This window comes from Amycolatopsis pithecellobii (assembly GCF_009707865.1).
Classification (GTDB): domain Bacteria; phylum Actinomycetota; class Actinomycetes; order Mycobacteriales; family Pseudonocardiaceae; genus Amycolatopsis_E; species Amycolatopsis_E pithecellobii.
In genome coordinates this window covers 1-25254 of the sequence record NZ_WMBA01000024.1, presented here as the reverse complement: position 1 = coordinate 25254, position 25254 = coordinate 1, and the positions used below count along the sequence as shown (strand labels likewise).

Genomic DNA, 25254 nt, shown 5'->3' with positions numbered 1-25254 from the left:
AGTGCATTGGTGCGAACGATCACCGACGAAGAGGCGGCCGCTCGCCGCACCAAGGTCCTTAGCGCAGCGCACTGGTGCTTCCTGAACTTTGGCTTCGCCAAGACGACATTCGCGGACATCGGTCAGCGGGCCGGCCTCTCGCGCACGCTTCTCTATCGGATCTTCGAGGACAAGGAAGACATTTACCGGGCCGTTTTTGTCGACTGGCTGATTTCTCGGCGCCCCGCCGCGAACGAGATGGCCAACGGCGCCGGCAGTGCCCATGAACGCTTGGTCGGCGTCTGCCGGCTATTGGTGCTGGAACCTTGGGCGGAAATGGTCGACGCGCCCATGGGTGACTCGTTTCTGGACGTGTGCGAACAAATTGACCCCGAAAGTCTGGCACTGTATCGCAAGGTGGCGTTCGAATGCGTGGCCACTGTCCTGGGCGACGATTCAAGCGCCGAAGTGTTCCTCCTGGCCCTTGACGGATTGTTCGCGGACCACCCCTCGTCGGAGGTGCTGGAGCGGCGGGCGCGGCTTCTCGCGTCTCGCTTCGCGCCGCCCATCAGCTCGTAGGAAGCCAGGGAAGCGCCCGCCGGTGAAGTTCCCGCGCGCTTTCGATAAGCATGATGGCATCGGGACCCCACATCATCCGCATGATGCGGCGCTCTGACTCAGGCTGCTGCAGCTCGCGAATCAAGGGCTGCGCGTCGTCGAGCGCCTTCACTGCTTCCGTCCGCTGCACTTGGCTGAGGCCCGCCTTGATCTGGATCCGCTCCGGGAAGCTCGCCAAGATCGGAGTTCGGAACTGCTCGTAGACCTCATGGAGCATATCTGCGGCAAGCTGCTGCGACGGGTGCCAGTTCCGCTGCATCGCCTTTACCATGAGTTCTTGGTTGTCCTCGCCAGTCTCGGGAACGATATTCATGGTGTCGCTATGCCCGAAGAAGTCCCAGTACTTGTCGTAGAGGGCGTCGAGCTCAGCCATGGATCCCGGGATGTCTTCCGCGGAGGCGCCCGTCAGGCGCAGGTACACACCCAGCTCGCGCACGTACTGGTCGCGCTGTTCCTCCGTCAGTTGCCGGGGTCCGCCGTCTCCGTGGTAGGCGAAGCTTTCATACATCCAGAGGACCGGGTGCAATTCGGTAAGGGCAGCCCACATCGCATCACGCGGCTCGGTTGCCGCGTACCCACCGAGCTCAGGCATGCCGACGTCGATGACGTCGCCCTTGACGCGCCGGTGGATATTGCGGAGGTGACCGGCCATTCGTGTCGCGGTGGGCGTGTCACCGAACCATAACGGCGCATGCAGCTGCAGGGTGCCTTGGGCGACAGTCTCGAAGACCACGGTCGCGGGATGCAGCAGGACCTCCCAGACCATGCTGCCCGGCCCGAAGACCCCGTAGTCAGGCGTTCCGTCGCCGTTCAGCGATTTCCCGGCGGGAGCCGGTTCGCCGAAACGTCGCCATCGACGCTCGGAGCCCAGCAGGCGCTCTTCCGTCACGATCTTGTCAATTACGGGCGAGGAGTTGGCAGTCATACCTGTCATCAGTTTCCTGTCGACGCGGCGTTAAGTTCCCGTCCGGGAACTGAGTGATGGAGCGAGTCCAAGAGGCGATTTCATGACGGTCAAGATTGGTCACGAGCACTTCGGCGACTACCGCAGGCATGCACCCGACGCTGACAGGTGACGCTCTCCACCAGCGCTTCTGACATGTTGACATCAGATACATATATTGTCACTATGTCTGCATGAGGATTTCAGCGGCCAGGTCGCGTTTCGCCGCTTCGGATGTTCCGCCCATGTCGGGCCGCATGGTCGTTGTCACCGGCGCTAACAGCGGGATCGGTCATGTCACTGCCCGAGTGCTCGCCGAGCGAGGCGCACGAGTTGTGCTGGCGGTACGCAACCGTGAGAAAGGGCTTGCTGCCGCTACGGCGATAGACGGTGACACCGAGGTTCGTGAGCTCGACCTCGCCGACCTGGCGTCGATCCGCAGCTTTGCCCACGACCTGACCGAGCCAATCGACCTGCTCATCAACAACGCGGGAATATCGCTCCCGCCATTTTCGCGCACCGCCGATGGATTCGAGCTGCAGTTCGGGACCAATCACCTCGGTCACTTCGCGCTCACCAATTTGCTCTTGCCCCAGATCAGACAACGCGTCGTCACGGTAGCCTCCCTCGTTCACGTGATCGGCACAATCGACTTCACCGACCTGAACTGGGAGCGCAGGCGGTACCGGCCAACTCCGGCCTATGGCCAGTCCAAGCTCGCCAACCTTCTGTTCACCGCTGAGCTTCAGCGCCTGCTCAGCGTGGCCGGATCGGCGGTGATATCGACAGCTGCGCATCCTGGACTCTCGGCCACGAATCTGATGAGGTCCGACAATCCGAACCTTCGTTTTCGTACCGAAAAGGCCCTTCTCTCCCTGATCACGCAGGGCGCAGAAGACGGTGCTCTTCCCACCCTTTACGCCGCCACCGCTGACATTTCGGGTAACAGCTACGCCGGCCCTGGCGGCTTCCTAGGAGTTCGCGGGGCCCCCAAACCGGCCGGCCGCGCAGCGCGGGCGCGCGATGCTTCGGCGGCGCGGCAGTTGTGGGAGGCGTCCGAAAAGCTGACCGGCGTCTCATTCCCTCTGACTACTCAGAGCTCATCCTCAGAGGATCGCAGACAGGAGAATTCGATCGATGAGTCTCGACCCTGAGCTTCACGCACACCTGGCCGACCTGCCAACGATACCGCCGCTCACCGTCGAAACGCTGGCTCAGATCCGCCCGTTCGCTGCCCCCACGATCGAGCCGCTGCTCGAGGGCCGCGCGGTCGAGCGGGAGGAGCTGAGCATTGACGGCTCGGACGGTCAGGTTCCGTTGACGGTCCTGCGGCCCACCGGCCCGCGCCCGGCGAACGCGCCGTGCGTCTACTGGATCCACGGCGGCGGCATGATCATGGGCAACCGCTTCTCGGAGATCGACATTCCCTTGGAATGGCTCGACAAGTTCGGCGCGGTCGTGGTCTCGGTCGAGTACCGGCTGGCCCCCGAGGCTCAGGGCACGGCTCCCGTCGACGACTGCTACACCGGTTTGGTGTGGATCGCCGAACACGCGGCCGAACTGGGCATCGACCCGTCCCTCATCATCGTGGCCGGCGTCAGCGCGGGCGGCGGCCTGGCCGCGGGCGTCACGCTGATGGCTCGCGACCGCGGCACGGTCCCGATCGCGGGGCAGGTGCTGATCGGCCCCATGCTCGACCACCGCAACAGCACCACGTCCAGCCGCCAGTTCTCCGGCCAGGGCGTGTGGACCCGCGAGATGAACGAGTTCGGCTGGCGCTGTCTGCTGGGCGGCCTCGACGACGACATTTCCCCGTATGTCTCCCCGTCGCTCGCCGGCGACCTGTCCGCCCTGCCGCCGACGTACATCGACGGCGGCTCGGAGGAGGTCTTCCGCGACGAGAGCGTCGACTACGCCACCCGCATTTGGGCCGCGGGCGGCCACTCCGACTTGCACATCTGGGCAGGCGGTTTCCACGGCTTCGACGCCCTGTTCCCTACCGCTGCCCTGTCCGCGGCGGCCCGCGCCACCCGTATCGGATGGCTGGCCCGGCTCCTGGACGCGAAACCCGCCTGAAACCGGGATCGCTTCGCGGGGCCTGCCCGCGCGCCCCGCGGAAGTAGCGGCAGTCCGCCTTTGCGCCCACTCCGTGGGTTGATTCGACTGCCTGCCTTCAATTCCGAGGCAGAGACGTGGACCGATGGACAGCAGCTGAGCATGGAGCCCTGTCCATCGATCCCTTCCCTGAGACGATCCGGGTGAGCGGCCGAAAAGATGGTCAGCGGTTTCCGCGGCGGAAGCGGATCTCCTCGACTTCTTTCGTGCCGATCCAGCAGCCGTGCACACCGAAAGGTACGCGCTGGGGCAGCCTGAGGCGGGCGAGCTCGTGCATGTCCTTGGCGTCGACGATGACGAGTTCGGCATGGTCTTCGGCCATGAGCAGGTCGACGAGATACCCGTCGTCCTCGGCGGTCGCGTCCTTGCGCGGCACGAAGAGCGCCTCCCCGCCATACATTCCGCCGTAGTGGAGATAGGCGGCCTCGCGTTCGTCGAGCAAGTCGTATTTGCAGACGCCGACGCCCATGTAACCGTCGCCGTGCTCGTCGAGCAAGTAGGCGTACCGGTTCTCACGTCCGGTGAATTCGAGGTTCATGCTGGGCCGCTCGTAGCCATGATCGTTGAGCAGACGCTCGTCCGTGACCGTGCCGGTCCCGAGGTTGAGGGTCCAGGTCTTGACGTCGGCGGCGGGCTCGAGTGGCGTGTGGATGGGGACGCTGGAGGGGTAGCTCGCGAATACCGGCCCGTAGAGGACGATTTCCTCACTTTCGTCGGCGCCGGTCCGCTCCCAGGCGTTGATCACGTGCCAGACCGTGCCGGCCACCGATGTCTCGAACCACGTGACGGGCGTGTTGTCGTCGAACCCGCGGGGCAGGACGCCCCAGCGCAGCGGCCGGTCCGGGTCGAAGCGGATCACGCTGGCGTGCTCGGTGAACAGCGCCGTGCCGTCGGTTCGCATGGAGACGTCGGGAAAGACGATGTAGTTCTTCGTCAGGAAGAAATCGTGAAGCCAGGCCATGTTTTCGCCGGGCGCGTTGCCTTGATGGTGGACCGTGTGCTGCTTGATCAGTTCACCTTCATGAATATGCGCGGCGATGATGCGGCCGTCCGGGGTGACGCCGAGGTTGTAGAGGTCGTCGTTGGCCGGATCGACTGTCGGGTGCGCCGAGAAGGGTCCATCCCACTCACCGTCCCAGGTCTCGTTGTGCCCGGTGCCGTCGATGACGAGCAGCCCGCTCTCTTCTCGGGTGTTGAGCACGAAGGCGTATCCGGACTCGGTAAGGCAGTAGAGCCGTCCGTGGTGGTAGCGCACCGAAGTCCCGCCGGTGCCACGCTCCAGCAGCGTAGGCAACGGAACGAGTCCTGCGTCGATTTTGGACTGGACAACCTCGACTTTGGGCACGACATCCCGGCCTCCGGTGGAGACCTCACCGAACTCGATGTAGAACTGTCGGCCCAGGTGCTCTTCGACTTCGAACTTGGGTGTGCGTACGTACGCATTGGAGTACGTAGCCTGTCCGTCTTTGATCTGGACCTGGTGGATCATGCCGGCGCCGTTGAAAGCGTGCATGCGGACGTTGTCGTCGTCGAATTGCGAGTTCGTCCCGGTGCGCAGATAGACGCCCTCGAGGTCCTCGGGAAGGTCTCCTTCTACCTTGAGAGGGACATGGCGGTGTTCCTGACGGACCGGCTTGTAGCCGGGGACGTTGTAAGGGTTGGTCTTGTTGAATTCAGCCGCGTCGAGCAATGCGTCCGCCCGGAGGTAGGCGTCGTCGAAGATTTTGTCGCGGTCGAGGTTCAGCTCCATCATGGGTTCCTTCCGTCTTCGTGTCTGTGTGCGAGATCGACCGGCGCGAGCGCGATGCCGGCCTGGTAGCGGAAGTCGAACGCGACGGTTGCTTCCGGGGTGAGGACGGCGCTGTTGTCGGGGTGCAGGTCGGCGAAAACGAGGCGGCTGCCCTCGGAGTTCGTCGCGCGCGTTCCTTGGACGGACAGCAGTCTGCGGTGCGGTGAACCTGGCGTGGTGGTGATCCAGGGTTGCTCGATCGCGAGCGTGAGTGCTCCGCCGTGCGCCACGAAGCGGACGCCTCCGCCGAACTTCGCGGTCCGGCCCTCGACGCCCAGCAGCGGGAACCGGAAGCGACCGTCAACGGTTTCCGCCGCCGGGGCGATGAGGATGACATTTCCCTGTACCGCCCGGACGTAGTTGACGAAGGTTTCGAGCACTCCCCACACGAGGTCGCCATAGTGCGGTCCGAATGCGGCGGCTGGAGTCGTCATGGCTGCGGGACCGGTGTGAGAAGGTCGCGAACATGGTGCCGGCTTCCGCGCTGGGCGATGAGACGCCGTAGTTTCATCACCTTGCGTGGCTCGTTGAGGGTGGCCGCCCCGACCAGGCGGTCGCCTTGCCAGACAGCGGCGACGAACCGGTCTTCCTGGGGTGCGCCGGAGACGAATTCGACGTCTTCAGTTGCCGCGGTTCCGACGAACTGGATGCGCTGGCCGTACCAGTCGCTCCAGAAGTAGGGGACGGTGCGGTATGGCGCCATCGCCTGCGGGGTGACGGCGTTGGTCCCGGCTCGCACGCCCTGGTCGGCCGCGTTGGTCCAGTTCTCCAGCCGCATCGTCGCGTCCAGGCCGGCGTTGGGCCAATGCGCGACGTCTCCCGCCGCGAAGACCCCGGGAAGTGAGGTGCGGAGAAACTCGTCGCAGACGATGCCCTGGTCATCCGGGTGCAAGGAAATCCCGGACCCCAGCAGCCAACCGGTCGCCGGCGCGGCGCCAACGCCCACCACCACCACATCGGCCGGCAGGACCTCACCGGTCGTGAGCCTGACCGCCTCGACCCGGTCGCGCCCGAGGTATTCCTCGACCCTCGTCGCCAGGTGCAGCGGCGTGCCGTGACGGCCGTGCAGCGACGCCAGTGCCCGCCCGATCTCCGCGCCCACCGCTCGGACCAGGGGGACCGGGGCGGCGTCGATGATGGTCGGCATCGCTCCGAGGAGCCGGGAAGACGACGCGACCTCGGCGCCGATAAAGCCCGCTCCCAGGATGACGACGTGAGCACCGGGCCGCAGCCGTGTGCGCAGCTGCGCCGAATCCTCAATGGTCCGCAGCGTGACGATGCCGTCGAGAGCGGGAATTCCGGAGGGTATCCGCGGTGCGGCTCCGGACGCGATGATCAGGCTGTCGTAGGCAACCTCGCCCGTCGACGTCTGCACCGTTCTCGTCTCGGGTTGCAACCCTGTCGCCGTCGTCTCGAGGCGGACGTCGATATGCAGTTCGCTGCGGAGCGCGTCGACGGACTGCAGGTGTTCGACCGGCGCGGTGCCGACGAGACTTGCCTTCGATAGGGCGGGCCGGTCGTAGGCGAGGTGCTTCTCCGCGCCGATGAGCACGATGTTTCCGTCGAACTTCGCTCGTCGGGCGGCTTCGACGGCGCGCAGGCCGGCGAGTGAGCTTCCGACGACGACCAGGGTGCTCATTGTTCGTTCCGCTCGGTCAGCGACAGGGCGGATGCGGGGCATGAGCGCACCGCATCCTCGATACCGTCACGGATATCCGGGGTGACGAGGTCGTCGTGCACGATGAGGGTGCCGTCGTCGTCGACTTCGAATCGTTCGGGGACAAGCGATTCGCAGATGCCGATGCCGGTGCAGCGGCGCCGGTCGACATCGATACGCAGGGTCGTCATGGGGTGAACTCCGTTATCCGATGACCACCGGCAGGTGCCGGTATCCGTTGATGAAGTCGCTCGTGAGCCGTTCCGGTTCGCCTACCTCCATGACGGGCAGCTTGGTGAGGATTTGCCGGAACAGGGCCCGCAGTTGCGCCTTGGCGACGCTGTTGCCGAGGCAGTAGTGGACGCCGCCGCCGCCGAAACCGACGTGCGGGCTGCGCTTGCGGGACAGGTCGAAGCGGTGTGGGTTGTCGAACACCGACTCGTCGCGGTTGCCGGAGGCGTACAACATGCCGACCTTGTCACCGGCGAGGATGCGCCGGCCGCCGAGGTCGAGATCCTGGGTTGCGGTGCGCGCGAAGGAGATGACCGGTGACGCGTGACGGACGAACTCCTCGACCGCACCGGCGATCCGGCCATCGAAGTCCTCGCGCAGCCACGCCGCTTGATCTGGGTTCCTGGCGAGCTGGATGACCGTGTGGGTGGTGGTCTGCTTGGTGGTGTCGTTGCCTGCGACGCTCAGCAGGATCATCGTGCTGAGGATGGCGTCCTGGTCGAAGGTCACGCCGTCGACGTCGGCATGGACGATCGCCGACATGATGTCGTCCTTCGGGTTTTTCCGGCGTTCTTCGGCCAGGGCAAAACCGATCTCACTGAGGGCGCCGATGACCTCGGCGAAGAGGTCGGTGAAGTTGGCCTCCGGATTCTGGGCGAGTGAGTCCTGCAGGAGCGCGACCTGGTTGCCGGCCGCGGCGAAGGCCTCGACCTGGTGTTCGGGGATGCCCATGAGGTCGGCGACGGTCATCATCGGCAGCTTCGCCGAGACCTCGGTGACGAAGTCAATGCCTCCCGCCCCGACGACACGATCAACGATGTGCTGTGCGCGGGCCTCGATCTGTGCGCTCAATTTCGCGACCGCCTTCGGCGTGAACGCCGAACTGATGACCTTGCGGTAGGCAGTGTGGACCGGCGGGTCCATATCGAGAATGATCGAGAGCTGGTCGTTGTGCGGCTGGTACGGGTGCAGCGCCGTCGAGGCGAGGGCCGAGCTGAACAGGTCGTGGTGCTGACTGATGTAGGTGATGTCCTCGGCCTTGGTGACCGCCCAGAATCCGGCCTGCCCGTGCACCTCCGGTGGCAGGTTCGATTCGATCGGCAGGTGCCAGCTGACCGGGGCCTCGGCGCGCAGCCGGCGGAACGTCTCGTCGCGTTCCTCCGGTGTCTTCGACCAGAACTCCCGGCTGGAGATGTCGTAGGCCGTCGTCGGCTCGTGGTGGTTGGCATGCAAAAGCATCAGAGTCTCCAGGCATTTCGAAGTCGGGCGGGGATCGAGGGTCAATTCGCGACGGCGCCCCGTCCCCGGAGCATGCGTTCCTTCCGCGCGGTGTAGGGCGCCCGGCCGAGCCGTGTCAGGTCGGGGCCACGCAGCTTGCGGGCCACCGATCGCTGGTGGCTGAACGTGCGGAGGCCGTGCTCGCCGTGATAGGCCCCCATCCCGCTGGCCCCGACCCCGCCGAACGGCAGTCCGGGAACAGCGAGCTGCATCATGGCGGCATTGAGAGCGATCCCACCGGAGGTCGTGCGCTGCAGGAACGCGGCACGGATGTTCGCGCGACCGGTGAAGCAATACAGGGCCAGCGGCTTGTCACGATTGTTGATGATCGCGATCGCCTCCTCCGGTCCCGCGACCGTGACAATCGGCAGGATCGGTCCGAAGATCTCCTCCCCCATCACCGGATCGTCGAGACTCACGTCCCGCAGGATCGTCGGGGCGACGAACCGCTGCTCTCGGTTGACCTGTCCGCCGACGACGGTCACACCCGAACCGAGCAGATTCGCCAGGCGGTCGACATGGCGAACACTGACGATGCGCCCGAAGTCGGCCGACGCTTGCGGATCGGCGCCGTACATCTCGGTGAGCTGCTGCCGGAGCGCAGCGATGAGCCGGTCGACGACGGCCGGCGGCGCGAGTACATAGTCTGGCGCGATACAGGTCTGCCCCGCGTTGAGGAATTTGGCCCACACCAGCGAGCGAGCAGCAGCGTCGAGGTCGGCCGATTCGTCGACCCACACCGGTGACTTGCCGCCGAGTTCGAGTGTGACCGGGGTCAGATGTTTCGCCGCGGCGGTAAGGATGATCTTGCCGACAGTGCCGTTTCCGGTGTAGAAGATGTGGTCCCACGCGAACTCGAGCAACTCCGTGGTTTCCTCCACCGCACCCTCGACCAGCCGGATGGCGTCGGCGTCAAGATATGCCGTGAACAGCTTCGCCATGAGGTGCGAGGTGTGCGGCGCCAGTTCGCTGGGCTTGACGACAACAGCGTTTCCGGCGGCGATCGCACCGATGAGCGGCATCAGGAGCAGGTGGATCGGATAGTTCCACGGCGAGATGATCAGGACCGTCCCGCGTGGTTGCAGGATCACCGATGCACGGGCGGGGCGCAGGAACAGCGGCACTGGCACGCGGCGCGGCTTGGTCCATGCGGTGAGCTTCTTGAGGGTCAGGGCGATCTCGGACCGGACCGAACCGATCTCGACGGTGTGGGTCTCGAGCGGATGCTTACCCAGATCCGACTTCAGCACGGCCTCGATCTCCGGGCCGTTTTCGGCGAGCAGGCGGTCGAGCGCCCGCAGCTGTTCGCGTCGCCATTGCATCGTGGCCGTGCGCCCGGACGTGAAGGCCTTGCGCGCGCCCTGCGCAGCAGCGAGGGGTGGTAAGTCCCGGGTGGCCGCATCGGTGCTGGTCATCACTACTGTCCCTCCATCATGAGAACGGGCTTGATGGCAGATCCGGCCGCCGAGGCCACCTCCGCCTGATTGATGTCGGCCAGCGGGAACGATGTGACCAGGCGGTCGAACGGAAACATTCCGCGTTGCCACAACGAGATCAGCCGTGGGAGAAACACTTGCGGGTTCGCGTGGCCCAGGTAGGCGTAGGCCACGGCCTTTCCCGCCAGTGACGCGGGGGCCAATGTCAGGGGCTCGAAGCCTGCTCCCACCAGCACCGCCAACCCTGGCCGGCCGATCACCTCGGTTGCCGCGGACATGACCTCCGCTCGCGCCGTCGTATCGAGGGAAAAGTCAAAAGGCGCGCCGTTGCCGACGACCTGGACCGCAAGTTCGTCCCCGGCGGCGGGATCGACGACACGGTCGGCGCCGAGTTCGAGCGCGAGGGCCCGGCGGTTCTCGTGGATGTCGACGGCGACGATCTCGCCGGCGCCGGAAAGTTTGGCCGCCATGACCGCGGCCAGACCGACCGCCCCGGCACCGAACACCGCGATCGAGTCGCCGGAGCGCAACTGCATGACGTTCATGACGGATCCGGCGCCGGTCATGATGCCGCAACCGAGCGGCCCGGCCAGCCGTAAGTCGACGTGGTCCGGAATCTTCACCGCGTTCCGCTCGCCGGCCAGTGCGTATCCGGCGAACGACGACTGACCGAACCAGCGATTGGCGACACCCTTGCCGTCGGCGAGGTGGGCCGCCGCCCGCCGATTGCCGAAGTTCAAGAGCTCGAACTCGGCGCAGTGATACGGCCGGCCGCTGTGGCATGCCGCGCAGATGCCGCACGAATCGAAGCTCATGACGACGTGGTCGCCCGGCCGCAAGCTGGTGACCGCCGACCCGATCGCCTCGACGACACCCGCCCCCTCGTGACCCGGAACGATCGGAAAGTTGCCGATGGCCCGAGCGAGTGAGTCGGTGTGGCACATGCCGGCGGCGACAACTCGCACGAGCACCTCGTTCGCGGCAGGCGCGTCGATCGCAACCTTCTCCACGTCGAACTGTCCGTCCGCGCTTCGCAGCACCGCCGCAAGCGTCTCCGTGGGCACGGCTGTCATGCCGACACGTCCTTGACCGTGGAGCCGTGCCGGCCGAACGGGACGTCCGTCCCGGCCGGCCGGATTCTCAAGACATCGCGCATCGGAACTCTTCCTTCTATCGGTGGGCAGATCCGCCCGGTCTGTCTCGATCCGGAACCGGCTCCGCGACGGAGCCCTTCACGGGCCGCCGGACTCGCCTAGGTGACTTCGCTGAGCTTACCAGCTCAGTTCCCGGGCGGGAACTGGTAGCCCTGAGCGTAAGCTCTGTTCGAAGAAGGCGTCAACCGGCGCGATCGAAACGGCGAAAGAAAGTTCATGGTCAACAGCGCGAGCGCCCCGAACACCAGGCGGCGCCGGCAGGGCATCAAGGCCGGCCTGGATCTGCCGCAGATCCTCAGCGCAGCCTCGGCCATTGCTCCCGACGAGCTCACGATGCAGGCCGTCGCCGACCGGCTCGGCGTCGACCGCAAAGCCGTCAACCACCATGTATCCGACCGCGAAACCCTGCTGCGACTGGTCGCGGTGGACGCCTACACCCGCAGTTTCGCCGCGGTGTCGATTCCGGCGGACTGCGACTGGCGCGAGGCGAGCCGCATCTACGGACATGGCATCGCATCGGCAGTGATCGCGCTCGGCCCCCTGGCGAGACACGTCCGGGTCGGCGCTTCGGCCGACGCGCTTTTGCTCACCGTGACCGAGGCAGTGCTCGCACGCTACGTGCAAGCCGGTTTCGACCTCGAGACGGGACTCCGGGCGCTCTCGATGCTCAGCGACATTTGCGAGGCGTACGCGCACGGCGTCGTCGGCATGGCCCAAGACGGCGCAGGGAAACGCGATCTGTGGCTTCGTGAGGTGCTACGCGATCTTCCCGAGCAGCACCCGCGCTACCTCGGTGAAGCCGTGGAGTCGCAGATCTACACCTACGATGCGCGTCAGCTCGAAATCTCGATCGAGATCTACATCCGCGGCGTCGAAGCGCTCACTGCCGAAGCTTCACCACCTCTGAACGAGTAGCAGCCAGCGGCGGATCGCTCCTTCTGGCGCATCGATAATTCCCGAGCGGGAACTAAAATCCGCGCGGACCTGAGCGTAGAGCCAGCAGCGGAGTGCGGTTCGGCGGTCGGGGTCTGAGGAGTAGGAGCGGGCACCGGCCCAGCCGTCGTCTCGCCGGACCTCAGCCCAGCGTGCCGGACCGAAAACACCGCTCGCGACACAGTCCCCCGCCCTTGAGCTAGCCGAGTTCGGCTTCTTCGTCGGGGTCGACGGTTCGGCGAAGTCAGGGTGATCCTTGTCCATCTTGGCCGCGAGGTGGATCGGTGCCGGGGAGCTGGTGCGCGGGAAGTGTCGCCGGAAACCAGCAGGACGTAGCCGTTGGCGGTGTCGAGGTGGTCTTGGAGTTGTCCGAGCGCTGTGTCGATGCTGTCAACCAGCGAGAGGTCCTGGCGTTTGCCTTCGGGCAGTGGGTGGGAGCGGAACGCGGTGGTCGCCTGCCCGTCCTGGCGGAGCAGACCAGCCGAGGTATCAAGGAGGTGTTCCTCGCGAACGTAGATGTTGCGCGGCGCATGGTCCGGCCGCGGTGTGGCCGTGCTGAAGCCGTGACGGCAGCGATAACCCCGAAACACCACGGCAGCAGGCACTTTCACCATGCGCGCCAAATGATCTTGCCGTCACCAGCACGGCCTCACCACCACCGAAAGTGCGACAGCGCCCGATCACGGACAGTCCCATCGGAAGCACCGACCAGCAGGCTTGGGTTCGTACACTGACTTGTTGGGTGTCCCCACAAGGTTCGATCAATTGCCAGCACCCGTAGCCCACCATTTATCCGTGAAGTACGAATGGTTTCTTGGTCGGCTGAAGGCCCGAGCAGCTGCATCAGTAGCGGCCTGGTCGAGCTGGGTCAGGATTCGCAGCCGACTGGCTGATCGAGACTCCGATTCCGGCTGTCGCGGTCCACAGGAGCTCGCAGTCCATGTCTGGCGAAACCTCGCCGGACTCGGCAAGCATGATCCGTTGGTGGAGTTCGGCCACCGCGCGGCCGGGTTCGATGCCCAGTTCCATCCGAAGGGTCCGGTGCAGTTCCCGGTACACCTCCAGCGCTTCCGCCCGACGGCCGCAGCGATACAGCACGAGCATCAGCTGCTGGTAATAGATTTCGTTGAGCGGGTTCTCCAGCGTCGTCTGCCGCAGCAACGGCACCAGTTCGAGATGCTGCCCCAACTCCATCCCGCAGGTCACCATCGTCGCGATGCACTGCAGCCGCAGCTCGTTGAGCCACGTGCCGAAACCCCGCAGGATCGGACCTCCCCCCGCGTCACCGAGTACGGGCCCCCGCCACAGGGCGAGCGCACGACGGTAGGCGTCGACGGCACCGGCCGGGAACCCGGCCTTCGCCAGCTCACTTCCCTTGGCCGCCAGGCGTTCGAACTCGCGGAAATCGCTGTCGTCCTCGTCCGCGGGCTCGAACAGATATCCCGGCGACCTCGTCACCACCGGAGTTTCGGCGGCTCCCGCACGCGCCAGGAATTTTCGCAGTTGTGAAATGTAGACATGCAAAGCCGGAACCGCCCGCCTGGGCGGCTCCGAGAGCCAGATTTCGTCGATGAGCTGACTTATCGAGGTCGGTCGCCCCGACCTGACTAACAATACGGCCAGAAGTTTTTCGACCTTGGGTGCCGTGAGCATCTTGACATCGTTTCCGTCAATCACCCGCAAGCACCCGAGCAACTCATACCTCACTGCCAGATCCCCTATAGCTCACAACGAGTTGTGCCACCACGCCGTGGCTCGGAGGTTGCTTTCGAAGCAACACTACTGGTGAAGGTTCGGTGAGGTTTCGCCTTTCCCGAACAATGCGTGAAGACACATCGAACACGGCACGATAGGACTGTTCATTCACTCGTTTGCATTACCTGTCGAGCTCTCTGTCAATAATGGAGAATATTTCGGCGACACTCGCGGACGCCAGCTCCTGCTCGTCATCGGCGGCCCGACCCGTGCGCCACTCGGACGACAGTTCTCGCAACAATCGTCCGATCTGCGCGGACTCGTCGGCGGACGGCGACGCCTCCACGAGCCTGGATTTGAGATCTCGCAACTCGGCCAGCAGCCGCGAGCCGTCGGGAATCTGCTCGGGCGCCAGTTCCGCCCGCAGGAACCGGGCCAGCTCGTTGATCGTGGGGTGGTCGAAGGCCAGGGTGGGCGCCAGCCGCAGGCCGGTCGCGGCGCCGAGCCGGTTCCGGAGCTCGACGGCTGTCAGCGAATCGAAACCGAGGTCCTTGAACGCCCGGTCACCGTCGATGTCTTCGCCGGCGCCGTAGGCCAGCACGGCAGCAACCTCGCCGCGGATGAAGCCGGAGAGCGTCTCGTCCTGCTCGGACACCGGCAGCTGGGCGATCCGGTCGGCCAGCGACGGACCGCCGAGGGCGGCGACGGCGCGGCGCCGGGGGCCCGTCACCAGTGTGCTCAGCGGGGCCGGCAGCGTCCCGTCCTCCGCGCGTTTCCGCAGTGCGACATCGTCGAACCGCGCCAGCACGGTCACCGGGCGGGCGGCGCGCACCGCGTCGTCGAACAACTCGAGCGCGCTGGTGGCAGCCAACGGGAGCACGCCACCGCGGCTCATGCGCGCGCGATCGGCGTCGCCGAGCGATCCCGTGATGGCACTTTCGCCCTCCCACAAACCCCACACCAGCGAGGACGCGGGGGCACCCGCCGCCTGTCGATGGACGGCAAGCGCGTCTAGGAAGGCGTTGGCCGCGGAGTAGTTGCCCTGCCCGGGATTGCCCGCCGTCCCGGCCAGTGACGAGAACAAGACGAACCCGGCGACGTCGCCCGCCAGCTCGTGCAGGTTCCATGCGCCGTCGACCTTCGGGCGCAGCACCGCGTCGCAGTCGTCGGCGGACATGCTTTCCAGCAGCGAGTCCCGCGTGATCCCGGCCGCGTGCACGACCGCGGTCAGCGGGCGTTCGGGCGGAATGGCCGCGAGCGTGGCGGCAAGGGCCTCCCGATCGGCGGCGTCGCAGGCCACCACGGTCGCGCTCGCGCCGAGAGCGCGCAGCTCCGACACGAGCTCATCGGCGCCGGTGGCGTCCGGGCCGCGCCTGCTGAGCAGCAGCAGGTTGCGCATGCCGTGGTTCGTCACCAGACGACGGGCCACGGCCGAACCCAGCGCACCCGTCCCGCCGGTGACGAGCACCGTGCCCGACGGCTGCCATCGGCGCGGCAACCGCAGGACGACCTTGCCGACGTGTTTGGCCTGCTGCAGATGCCGGAACGCGGACGTCGCCTGTTCGATCGGCCGGACGGTGAGCGGCATCGGCGCGAACGCCCCCGTCGCCAACAGCTCCAGCACCTCACCGAGCATCGTGGCGATCAGCGCGGGGTCGATGGTGGCGAGGTCGAAAGCGGTGTACTCGACCCCGGGGTGATCGGCGCGGACCCGCGCAGGGTCCCGCACGTCGGTCTTGCCCATCTCGGCGAACCGGCCGCCGCGGGGCAGCAGCCGCAGCGACGCGTCCAGGAACTCACCGGACAGTGAGTTGAGCACCACGTCCATGCCCGCGCCCCCGGTGCCGTCGAGGAACTTCGCGCCGAACTCCAATGTGCGGGAGTCCCCGATGTGGTCGTCGTCGAAGCCGAGCGCACGCAGAATGGGCTGTTTGCCCGTGCTGGCCGTGGTGAAGACCTCCGCGCCGAGATACCGGGCCACCTGCACCGCCGCCGTGCCGACGCCACCGGTCGCCGCATGCACGAGCACCCGTTCCCCTGCCCGCAGGCCGGCCAGGTGCACCAGGCCGTACCAGGCAGTGAGGTAGACCGTGGGCACGGCGGCGGCCTGGTCGAAATCCCAGCCTTCGGGGATCAGCGCGACATGCCGGCGGTCGGCGATGGCGGTGGCCCCGAAAGCGGGCGCGAACAATCCCAGGACACGGTCGCCGGGGACGAGGTCCCGCACCCCGGGCCCGGCCTCGACGACCACGCCGGCGCCCTCTCCGCCCAGGACGGCTTCACCGGGATACATGCCCAGAGCGACCAGCACATCGCGGAAATTCAGTCCCGCGGCCCGCACCTCGATCCGCACCTCGCCGTCGGCGAGCGGCCTCGCCTGCGCCGGATCCGCCACCGCGACGAGCGAGTCCAGGTTCCCGGGGGTCGTGGTCTCGAGGCGCCACTCCCCCGCTGATGGCACGACGGAGTGCCCGCCCACGGGCGCCAGCGTGGGCCGGAACAGCCGGTTCTCCCGGACCGCGACCTGGGGCAGGCCACTGGCCAGCGCGGCGGGCAGGTCCGTGGTCGTGCCGTCCACGAGCACGATCCGGTCCGGTTGTTCCAGCTGGGCTGTGCGCAGCAGCCCCCAGGCCGCGGCGCCTGCCAGGTCGGTCACGTCTTCCCCGGGAAGCACGGCGACCGCACCCTCGGTCAGCACCGCGACCCGCCCGGCGCCGCCGGCGACGCGCTCGAGAAGGTCGCGCACGACGCGATGGACGTCCGCCGGCACTTCACCACCGCCGGGTGTCAGGTGCACGACCTCGGTGTCCGGCACTTCGCCGTCCGGCCGCCCGGTCACCGGTGACCAGTCCGGCTGGTAGACGGGCACGCCGGTCTTCGGCCGGACCGGCGCGGAGAAAGGTCGCAGCACCAACGTTTCCACCGACGCGATGAGTGCGCCCGAATGATCCGACAGTGTCAGTGAGAACTCGTCCCGGCCGCCGGCCGGGGCCAGCGTGACGCGTGCGGCGGTCGCGCCCGTCGAGTGCAGTTCGATCCCCCGCCATTCGTACGGCACCCGTAGTTCGTGTCCCTCATCGCGAAGGATCAGTGCATGCAGCGCCGCATCGAACAACGCGGGGTGCAGCCCGTAGCCCTCGGTGTCCACATCGGACGGCAACGCGACTTCCGCGTGCAGCGACTCGCCTTCGCGCCAGCATGCCTGTAGTCCGCGGAAGGCGGGGCCGTAGCCGAGGCCGAGCGAGGCGAGGAAGTCGTAGACGCCGCCGGTGTCCAGCTCGACCGAGCCGGCCGGGGGCCACTGCTTCGGCGTCGTGACAGGCTCGGCGGCGCCCGGGCCGACCGTCGCGACGGCGTGCCGGGTCCAGCTACCGCCGGTCCGCCCGTACACCGAGATCTCCTGTCTGCCGTCGTCGCCGGCGGAACCAGCCACGACCTGCACATCGGCCGGCAACACCAGTGGCGCCTCGAGGATGACGTCCTCGATACGGTCGCCGACCGACAGCAGCATGTCGGCGAACGCGGTGCCGGGCAGCAGCACCTGGCCTGCGACGACGTGGTCGGCCAGCCACGGGTGCGTACGCGCGTCGAGCCGGCCGGTCAGCACAGTCGGACCGGCCTCGGCGACCTCGATCGACGAGGCGAGCAGGGGATGCGGCGCCGCGTTCTGTCCCAGGCCGCCGGCGTCGGCCGGCCGCCGCGGGCCGGTGAGCCAGTAGTCGTGCAGTTCGAACGGGTAGGTCGGCAGGTCGACGTGCTGATCACCGCTGCCGAGCAGCGGGGTGAAGTCGACCTCGAGCCCGCGGATGTGCAGGGCGGCGAGCGCGGCCACCAGCGGCCGAGGACCGGTGTCACCGCGGCGCGCGGTCGGCACGCAGCGCCCACCACGTTCGGCGACCATCGCCGTGAGGACCGCGTCCGGACCGATCTCGGCGAACTGGGCCGTGCCCTGTGCGATCAGCTCGTCCACGCAGTCACCGAACCGGACGGCTTCACGGACGTGGCGCACCCAGTGGCCGGCCGTGGCGGGGGCCGGCGACACGAGCGCGGACACGACCGGGATCTTGGGCTCCGCGTAGCGGATCGTCTCGGCCACCGCGCCGAACTCGGCCAGCATCGGCTCCATCAGCGGCGAGTGGAAAGCATGGCTCACGGTCAGTCGCTTGGTCCGGTGGCCGCGTGCGCGCAGCTGCGCGGCGACGTCCTCCACGACGTCCTCCGCGCCGGAAAGCACGATCGACGACGGCCCGTTGACGGCGGCGATGCTCGCCTGCCCGGTTTCCCCGAGTAGGTCGATGACCTCGTCCTCGGCGGCCTGCACGGAGATCATCGCGCCGCCGGCCGGGAGCTGCCCCATGAGCCGTCCCCGGGCAGCGACGAGCCGGCAGGCGTCCTGGAGGGTCAGCACGCCGGCGACGTGCGCGGCGGTCAGTTCTCCGATGGAGTGGCCCGCGACGGCGTCCGGGACGACGCCGAAGCTCTCCAGCAGCCGGTACAGCGCGACGCCGTGCGTGAACAGCGCGGGCTGGGTGTATTCAGTGCGGTCCAGCAGCGGTGAACCGCCGAACACCACGTCCCGCAGCGGCAGCCCGAGCTCGTCGGCGACCTCATCGAAGGCCGCGGCGAACACCGCGAACGTTTCGTACAGCTCGCGTCCCATGCCCGCGCGCTGTGCGCCCTGACCGGTGAACACGAACGCCGTGCTGCCACCGCTACCCGCCGGTCCGGTCACCACCGTGGGCGCCGGCTCGCCGCGGGACAGGGCCAGCAGGCCCGCGCGCAGCTCCGCGCGATCGGCGCCGAGCACGAAAGCGCGCTGCTCGAAGCGGGTCCGGGTCTTCATCAACGCGCGGCCGACCTGGGCGGGGTCCGCATCTGGGGCGGCCTCGGCCAGCCTCGCGGCCTGCGCCCGTAGTGCGGTCTCGGTTCGTGCGGTGACCAGCCAGGGCAGGATCCGGCCGTCCGGTTCGGCCTCCCCCGGGGACTGCGCACCGGCAGTCGCGGGGGCCTCTTCCACGATCACGTGCGCATTGGTGCCGCTGAGCCCGAACGACGACACCGCCGCGCGGCGCACGCCCGCCGGCCACGGGCGGGCCTCGGTGAGCAGGCTGACCGTGCCCTCGGACCAGTCGACCTGGGTGGAGGGCCGGTCGACGTGCAGGGTCGCGGGTACGACCCCGTGCCGCAGCGACTCGACGACCTTGATGATTCCCGCCACACCCGCGGCCGCCTGCGTGTGGCCCAGGTTGGATTTGACGGAGCCGAGCAGCAGCGGGCGGTCCGCGGGCCGGTCCCGGCCGTAGGTCGCCATCAGCGCCTGCACCTCGATCGGGTCGCCGAGCCGGGTGCCGGTGCCGTGCGCTTCGACGACGCCCACGTCCGCCGTGGAAAGGCGGGCGTCGGCCAGCGCGGCCCGGATCACCCGCTGCTGTGAGGGCCCGTTGGGCGCGGTGAGCTGACTGCTGGCGCCGTCGGAGTTCACCGCGGAGCCCCGCAGCACGGCGAGCACCGGATGCCCGTTGGCCTGTGCGTCGGAAAGCCGTTCCAGCACGAGCATCCCGGCGCCCTCCGCCCAGGCGGCGCCGTCCGCGGCGTCGGCGAAGGACCGGCAGCGGCCACTGTGCGACAGCCCGTGCTGCCGGCTGAATTCGATGAACGGCTGCGGCGTCGCCATCACCGTGACGCCGCCGGCCAGCGCGAGCCCGCATTCGCCATTACGCAGGGCACGCATCGCGAGGTGCACCGACACGAGCGAAGACGAACAGGCGGTGTCGACGGTGACCGTGGGCCCCTGCAGGCCGAGCACATAGGCGATGCGCCCGGAGGCGACGCTGCCGGCGCTGCCGATGCCGAGGAACCCCTCGAGTTCGGCGGGCGCGGGCCGGGCCTGCTCGGCATAGTCCGCGTACATCAGCCCCGTGAACACCCCGGTTTCCGTCCCGCGCAAGGGTTCCGGATCGATCCCCGCCCGTTCCAGCGCCTCCCAGCCGATCTGCAGCAGCAGCCGCTGCTGCGGGTCGGTGGCGAGCGCTTCACGGGGACTCATCCCGAAGAAGGCCGCGTCGAACCCGGCGGCTTCGTGGAGGAAGCCGCCCTCGGTGACATAGGTGGTGCCAGGGTGGTCCGGGTCAGGGTCGTGCAGGCCGGCCAGGTCCCAGCCCCGGTTGTCCGGGAACGACGTGATCGCGTCGGTCTCGTTTTCGACCAGCCGCCAGAGTGCTTCGGGTGTGTCGGCGCCGCCGGGATAGCGGCAGGCCATGCCGAGGATCGCGATCGGCTCGGTCGTCCTGGCCAGTTGCCGGTGTGCGGTGCGCAGCTCGGCCGTGGCGCGCTTGAGGTAGTCGCGAAGCTTGTCTTCTGTGGAGGTCACGATCCGCCTCTTCCTCGTTGGCCGGTCAGGAGATGCCGAACTCGTCATCGAGCACGGAGAACAGCTCGTCGTCGGTCGCCGCCGACAGGTCCTCGCCCCCCGTTCCCGCGGCACGCCACGTGCGCAGCAGCGCTTCCAGCCGCCGCCCGATCTCGTCCGCGCCGGGACTGTCCGGGGTGATGGCCGCCAGCACCGTCCCGATGCGATCGAGTTCGGCGAGCGCCCCGCCCGTGGCGGGCCGGCCGGCGGCGAGCCGCTCGCCAAGGTGCTCGGCGAGTGCGGTGATCGTGGGATGGTCGAACAGCAGGGTGTTGGGCAGCGCCAGGCCGGTGGCCCTGGTCAGGCGGTTGCGCAGCTCGACCGCGGTGAGCGAGTCGAAACCGAGCTCCAGCAGGCCGCGCCGGCTTTCCAGCGACTCGGGTGCCGGATGTGCCAGCACGGCCGCCGCCTGCTGCCGGACCAGTGTCAGCAGCTTCGTCTTCCGCTCCGCCTCCGGCAGGTGGGCCAGCTGCTCGGACAACTGCCCCGGCGCGGGCTGCCCTGTGGTGCTCGCGGCCCGCCGGGCGTTGCCGCGCACCAGCCCGGCCAGCACCGGCGGCAGGCTCCCGTCGGCGGCACGTGCGTGCAGGGCAGCCGCATCGAACCTCGCCGCCACAGCGGTCGGCTCGGCCAGCCCGAGCGCGCGGTCGAACAGCGCGAGCCCCTGCTCGGGGGTCATCGCGGTGATTCCCGCCCGCGCCATCCGGTCGCGGTCGGCATCGCCGGTCATCGCACTGTCGGAGTCCCACAGCCCCCAAGCCAGCGACAACCCTGGCAGTCCTGCGGTGACGCGGGCAGTGGCGAGCGCGTCGAGGTAGGCGTTGGCGGCGGCGTAACCCGCTTGCCCCGGGTTGCCCAGGGTGCCCGCGGCAGACGAGAACAGGACGAACGACCGCACTCCCCTGTCCGCCGTCAGCTCGTGCAGGTAACGGGCCGCGTCGGCCTTGGGGCGCAGCACATTCCCGATGCGTTCGGGGGTGAGCGAGGCGACCGTCGCGTCGTCGAGGACGCCGGCGGCATGCACGATCATGTCGAACCGCTCTCCGGCCAGCGCGGCGGCCAGCGCCTCGCGATCGCCGACATCGCAGGAGAGCATGCGCACCCGCGCGCCGAGACCGGTCAGCTCGGTCACCAGGTCGTCCGCGACGCGACGGCCGAGCAACAGCAGGTCGCGCACCCCGTGGACGGTGACCAGGTGCCGGGCCACGAGCCGCCCGAGCGCCCCACCCGCGCCGGTCACCAGCGCGGCGCCCATCGGCGTCCGCTGTTCCGTGACGACCGGGGCGACCGGGACGAGGCGCGGCTCGTAACACGCTCCGCCGCGCATCGCCGTCTCCGGTGCCGAGGCAGGGACGGCCCCGGGGTCCAGGCGGTCGGTGTCGAGCAGCAGGACACGGTCCGGTTCCTCGCGCTGCACCGTGCGGACGAGTCCCCACACGGCGGCGCCGCCGAGATCGGTGATCGGTTCGGCCGCCACGGCGACCGCGCCGCTGGTGGCCACCACGAGAGTGGCGTCCGCGAACCGCTCTTCGGACAGCCAGTGCTGGACCGTTTCGAGCACGCGGCGGGTGGCGGCGTGCGGGTCGGCGCCGGCGGGCACCGGGAGCACGACGCAGGGTGGCACGTCGGCGAGCCCGTCGAGGCCCTCGTCGCCGAGTACCACCGCCTGGCGCATGGCCAGGCCGGGCCGCTCGGTCCAGCGCAGCGTGGTCAGCGCGTCCGCGGGCAGGCGTGCCCCGGTGAGCTGCTTGACATCCACCGGCCGGGTGCTCATGGCCAGCACGGACGCGACGGGGCTGCCGGCCGGATCGGTCAGCAGCAGCGTGTAGCTGTCCGGCCCGGCCGGGGAGAGCCGCACGCGCAGTGCGGTCGCGTCGGTGGCGTGGAGACGGACGCCGGCCCACGAGAACGGCAGCCGCAGTTCGCCCCCGCCCGCCGCGAGCGTTCGCAGCGCGGCGGCGTGCAGCGCGGCGTCGAGCAGCGCGGGGTGGATGCCGAAGCCGTCCGGATCGGCGCCGTCGCCGAGCTCGATCTCGGCGTAGGTGTCCTCGCCCGCGTGCCACACCCGCCGCAGGCCTTGGAATGCGGGGCCGTAGCCGAGCTCGTACCCGGCGAGTTCACCGTAGGGATCGGGCAGTTCCACCGGTACGGCGCCGTCCGGGGGCCAGACCGTGAGGGCGCCCGCCGGCACGTCCGGCGCCTGCCGCGCCAGCTTGCCCGCCGCGTGGCGGAGCCAGGGACCCGGGTCGCCGTCGAGCCGCGAGTGCAGAGCGAGGGAACCGTCCGCGCCGACGGTGAGGCGCAGCTGGGTCATGGCGCCCGCGGCCACCTCCAATGGCGCCTCGACGATCAGCTCTTCGACACCGGCGAAACCGGCGTGGTCGGCCGCGTGCAGCGCCAGCTCCGCGAAGGCCGCGCCGGGCAGGATCATCCGGCCGGCGACGGTGTGGTCCGCCAGCCACGGATGGGTTTCCGGCGACACCCTGCCGGTGAGCACCAGCCCCTGGTCGTCGGCCAGCTCCACCACGGCGCCCAGCAGCGGGTGGCCGGCGCCCGTGCCGGCATCGGCAGGCGCGTCGAGCCAGTAGCGGCGTCGTTCGAAGGGGTAGGTGGGCAACGGCGTGTGGTGCGCGTCGACGTCGGAGTAGGCCGCGGCCCAATTTATCCGGACGCCGTTGACGTACGCCTCCGCCGCGGCACGGAGGAAGCGGCTCAGATCGCCCTGCTGCTTGCGGAGTGTGCCGCCGACGATGGCGCCTTCGACGGTCTCGCTCACCGCGGTGGTCAGCACTGGATGGGCGCTGATCTCGAGGAAGGTGCGGTGCCCGTCCTCGGAGAGGGCGTGCAGGGCGTCGGTCAGGCGCACGGTGTTGCGCAGGTTGTCGTACCAGTACCGGGCGTCCAGCTCACGATCGAGCAGGCGGCCGGTCAGCGTGGAGTAGAAGGGCACCTGCGGTTGCCGTGGCGTGATGCCGTCGAGCTTCTCGGCGAGGTCGGCTTCGACCCGCTCGACATGCGGCGAGTGCGAGGCGTAGTTTGTCGCGACTCTCTTGGCGCGCACGCCGATTTCCTCGCATTGGGCCAGCAGCTCGGTGAGCGCGTCCAGGTCGCCCGACACCACGGTGGCCTCGGGCCCGTTGACCGCGGCCACGTCCACTCGTCCGTCCCAAGTGGACAGTAATGCGGTGGTCTCCGCGACCGGGAGTGGCACGGACACCATTCCGCCGGTGTCCGCCAGTTCCACCAAAGCCTTGCTGCGCAAGGCAACCACCCGGGCACCGTCCTCAAGCGACAGTGCACCCGCGACAGTCGCCGCCGCGATCTCCCCCTGCGAATGCCCCACCACCGCATCCGGCTCCACACCATAAAACCGCCACAACTCCGCCAACGACACCATCACCGCCCACAACACCGGCTGCACCACATCAACACGATCAAAAACACCCGACCGCACCACATCCACCAACGACCACTCCACAAACCCACTCAACGCCACACCACACTCGGCGAACCGCTCCGCGAACACCGGCGACGAATCCAGCAACTCCACCGCCATCCCCGCCCACTGCCAACCCTGACCCGGAAACACGAACGCGATCCGTCCCGGATCGTCCTCGTGGCCGGTGACCACCGCCCTCGTCGCCTCGCCGGCGGCGATCGCGCGCAGCCCGCCGGTCAGCTCGGCGCGGTCGGCGCCGACGACGACGGCCCGATGCGGCATCGGGGTCCGGGCCCGCAGCGAGTGCCCGATGTCGGCCGAGGAGACGTCATCGGCGAGCGCATCGAGCAGGCGGGCGGCCTGGGATCGCAAGCCCGTCTCGTCGCGGGCCGACAGCAGCCAGGGCACCGGACGCTCCGGCTCCGCGCTCGGCGGGGCGGCGATGTCCCCTTCTTCGAGGACGAGATGTGCGTTGGTGCCGCTGATGCCGAACGAGGAGACCGCGGCCCGCCGCGGCCGACCGGTCTCCGGCCATGCCTCGGCCTCGGTCAGCACCCGGACCCCACCACCGGACCAATCCACGTGCGGCGTGACTTCGTCGGTGTGCAGCGTCCTGGGCGCCAGCCCGTGCCGCATCGCCTCGACCATCTTGATCACGCCGGCCACGCCCGCGGCGGCCTGGGCGTGCCCGATGTTGGCTTTGATCGAGCCGATGAGCAGCGGCAGGTCGCCGCGGTCCTGGCCGTAGGTCGCCAGCAGCGCCTGCGCCTCGATCGGATCGCCGAGCGAGGTGCCCGTGCCGTGCGCCTCGACCACGTCCACTTCGGACGGACGCAGGCCGGCGCCCGCCAGCGCGCGGCGGATCACCCGTTCCTGTGCCGGGCCGTTGGGGGCGGTGAGCCCGTTGGAGGCACCGTCCTGGTTGACCGCCGAGCCGCGGATGACCGCGAGCACCTGGTGACCGTTCGCCCGGGCGTCGGACAACCGTTCGAGCAGGACCATTCCGGCGCCCTCCGCCCAGGCGGCGCCGTCGGCCGCCGCGGAGAACGATTTGCACCGGCCGTCGGGGGACAACCCGCGCTGGCGGCTGAACTCGACGAACGACGCCGGCGTGGCCATCACCGTGACCCCGCCCGCGACCGCCAGCTCACACTCCCCCGCACGCAGTGCCTGCGCGGCGAGGTGCATGCTCACCAGCGACGACGAGCACGCGGTGTCGACGGTGACCGCCGGGCCTTCGAAGCCGAAGCTGTAGGCGATCCTGCCCGAGGCCACACTGCCCGCGCTGCCGCTGACCAGGAACCCTTCGAGATCCTTGGGCGCGCGCCGGATTCGGGAGGCGTAGTCGTTGTACATGATGCCCGCGAACACGCCGGTCGCCGTGCCACGCAGCGCCGCCGGATCGATCCCCGCCCGTTCCACGGCTTCCCACGTGGTTTCCAGCAACAGTCGCTGCTGCGGGTCGGTGGCGAGCGCTTCGCGCGGGCTGATGCCGAAGAAGCCGGCGTCGAATTCGGCGGCGTCGTGCAGGAAACCGCCGCGCCGCACATAGCTGGTGCCGGGGTGGGCGGGTTCCTT

15 protein-coding genes are annotated in these 25254 nt (G+C 68.5%); 4 read left to right on the top strand and 11 right to left on the bottom strand.

Going from position 1 to position 25254, the window contains the following annotated elements:
- The first annotated feature begins 9 nt into the window (after positions 1-9).
- Complete coding sequence (locus GKO32_RS16770) at positions 10-558, top strand: TetR/AcrR family transcriptional regulator (protein WP_208024438.1); 549 nt, start codon at positions 10-12, stop codon at positions 556-558.
- Here GKO32_RS16770 and GKO32_RS16765 read toward each other — a convergent pair.
- Positions 548-1522 (bottom strand): oxygenase MpaB family protein, encoded by a 975-nt coding sequence (locus GKO32_RS16765; protein WP_208024437.1) that lies wholly within the window; start codon positions 1520-1522, stop codon positions 548-550. The genes GKO32_RS16770 and GKO32_RS16765 overlap by 11 nt on opposite strands.
- 212 nt (positions 1523-1734) lie before the next feature.
- Between GKO32_RS16765 and GKO32_RS16760 the strand changes: the two genes are divergently transcribed.
- Entirely contained in the window at positions 1735-2694 is a 960-nt protein-coding gene (locus GKO32_RS16760; RefSeq protein ID WP_154757815.1) for an oxidoreductase, read from the top strand.
- Positions 2678-3616 (top strand): alpha/beta hydrolase, encoded by a 939-nt coding sequence (locus GKO32_RS16755; RefSeq protein WP_154757814.1) that lies wholly within the window; start codon positions 2678-2680, stop codon positions 3614-3616. The genes GKO32_RS16760 and GKO32_RS16755 overlap by 17 nt, the downstream gene beginning before the upstream one ends.
- A 202-nt stretch (positions 3617-3818) precedes the next feature.
- On the opposite strand, the gene GKO32_RS16750 is transcribed toward GKO32_RS16755, so the two are convergent.
- The 7 genes from GKO32_RS16750 to GKO32_RS16720 are packed head-to-tail and all read right to left on the bottom strand — an operon-like array spanning position 3819 to position 11119.
- A complete protein-coding gene (locus GKO32_RS16750; protein ID WP_154757813.1) occupies positions 3819-5408 on the bottom strand; it encodes a carotenoid oxygenase family protein in 1590 nt (529 codons plus the stop codon).
- Positions 5405-5878, bottom strand: a complete 474-nt coding sequence (locus GKO32_RS16745) for an HtaA domain-containing protein (RefSeq protein ID WP_154757812.1) — start codon at positions 5876-5878, stop codon at positions 5405-5407. Before GKO32_RS16745 ends, GKO32_RS16750 begins: the two co-directional genes overlap by 4 nt.
- Positions 5875-7083: an NAD(P)/FAD-dependent oxidoreductase gene (locus GKO32_RS16740; RefSeq protein WP_154757811.1), complete on the bottom strand. Its 1209-nt coding sequence runs from the start codon at positions 7081-7083 to the stop codon at positions 5875-5877. The genes GKO32_RS16745 and GKO32_RS16740 overlap by 4 nt, the downstream gene beginning before the upstream one ends.
- Positions 7080-7292, bottom strand: a complete 213-nt coding sequence (locus GKO32_RS16735; protein ID WP_246243925.1) for a ferredoxin — start codon at positions 7290-7292, stop codon at positions 7080-7082. The genes GKO32_RS16740 and GKO32_RS16735 overlap by 4 nt, the downstream gene beginning before the upstream one ends.
- Before the next feature lie 13 nt (positions 7293-7305).
- Positions 7306-8571: a cytochrome P450 gene (locus tag GKO32_RS16730; RefSeq protein WP_154757810.1), complete on the bottom strand. Its 1266-nt coding sequence runs from the start codon at positions 8569-8571 to the stop codon at positions 7306-7308.
- A 41-nt stretch (positions 8572-8612) separates the two neighbouring features.
- Positions 8613-10025, bottom strand: a complete 1413-nt coding sequence (locus GKO32_RS16725) for an aldehyde dehydrogenase family protein (protein WP_154757809.1) — start codon at positions 10023-10025, stop codon at positions 8613-8615.
- Positions 10026-10027: 2 nt separating this feature from the next.
- Positions 10028-11119, bottom strand: coding sequence for an NAD(P)-dependent alcohol dehydrogenase (locus tag GKO32_RS16720; protein ID WP_154757808.1), 1092 nt, complete (start codon positions 11117-11119; stop codon positions 10028-10030).
- A gap of 297 nt (positions 11120-11416) precedes the next feature.
- Between GKO32_RS16720 and GKO32_RS16715 the strand changes: the two genes are divergently transcribed.
- Positions 11417-12115 carry a TetR family transcriptional regulator gene (locus GKO32_RS16715; protein ID WP_154757807.1) on the top strand — a complete coding sequence of 233 codons (699 nt, stop codon included), beginning with the start codon at positions 11417-11419 and terminating at the stop codon, positions 12113-12115.
- A gap of 861 nt (positions 12116-12976) precedes the next feature.
- On the opposite strand, the gene GKO32_RS16710 is transcribed toward GKO32_RS16715, so the two are convergent.
- The 3 genes from GKO32_RS16710 to GKO32_RS16700 form a co-directional block, all read right to left on the bottom strand.
- The gene (locus GKO32_RS16710) at positions 12977-13786 is read right to left on the bottom strand and encodes an AfsR/SARP family transcriptional regulator (protein WP_154757806.1); all 810 of its coding nucleotides are present in this window, start codon (positions 13784-13786) and stop codon (positions 12977-12979) included.
- A 223-nt stretch (positions 13787-14009) separates the two neighbouring features.
- Positions 14010-20198, bottom strand: a complete 6189-nt coding sequence (locus GKO32_RS16705; protein ID WP_208024436.1) for a type I polyketide synthase — start codon at positions 20196-20198, stop codon at positions 14010-14012.
- A gap of 25 nt (positions 20199-20223) precedes the next feature.
- Positions 20224-25254 (bottom strand): type I polyketide synthase (locus GKO32_RS16700; RefSeq protein WP_154757804.1); only part of this gene is annotated, 5031 nt, incomplete at its 5' end.

Coding starts and splice junctions, on each gene's coding strand:
- GKO32_RS16765 (WP_208024437.1), bottom strand. CDS start 1,522: ATGACTGCCAACTCCTCGCCCGTAATTGACAAGATCGTGACGGAAGAG.
- GKO32_RS16760 (WP_154757815.1), top strand. CDS start 1,735: ATGAGGATTTCAGCGGCCAGGTCGCGTTTCGCCGCTTCGGATGTTCCG.
- GKO32_RS16755 (WP_154757814.1), top strand. CDS start 2,678: ATGAGTCTCGACCCTGAGCTTCACGCACACCTGGCCGACCTGCCAACG.
- GKO32_RS16750 (WP_154757813.1), bottom strand. CDS start 5,408: ATGATGGAGCTGAACCTCGACCGCGACAAAATCTTCGACGACGCCTAC.
- GKO32_RS16745 (WP_154757812.1), bottom strand. CDS start 5,878: ATGACGACTCCAGCCGCCGCATTCGGACCGCACTATGGCGACCTCGTG.
- GKO32_RS16740 (WP_154757811.1), bottom strand. CDS start 7,083: ATGAGCACCCTGGTCGTCGTCGGAAGCTCACTCGCCGGCCTGCGCGCC.
- GKO32_RS16735 (WP_246243925.1), bottom strand. CDS start 7,292: ATGACGACCCTGCGTATCGATGTCGACCGGCGCCGCTGCACCGGCATC.
- GKO32_RS16730 (WP_154757810.1), bottom strand. CDS start 8,571: ATGCTTTTGCATGCCAACCACCACGAGCCGACGACGGCCTACGACATC.
- GKO32_RS16725 (WP_154757809.1), bottom strand. CDS start 10,025: ATGACCAGCACCGATGCGGCCACCCGGGACTTACCACCCCTCGCTGCT.
- GKO32_RS16720 (WP_154757808.1), bottom strand. CDS start 11,119: ATGACAGCCGTGCCCACGGAGACGCTTGCGGCGGTGCTGCGAAGCGCG.
- GKO32_RS16715 (WP_154757807.1), top strand. CDS start 11,417: ATGGTCAACAGCGCGAGCGCCCCGAACACCAGGCGGCGCCGGCAGGGC.
- GKO32_RS16710 (WP_154757806.1), bottom strand. CDS start 13,786: ATGCTCACGGCACCCAAGGTCGAAAAACTTCTGGCCGTATTGTTAGTC.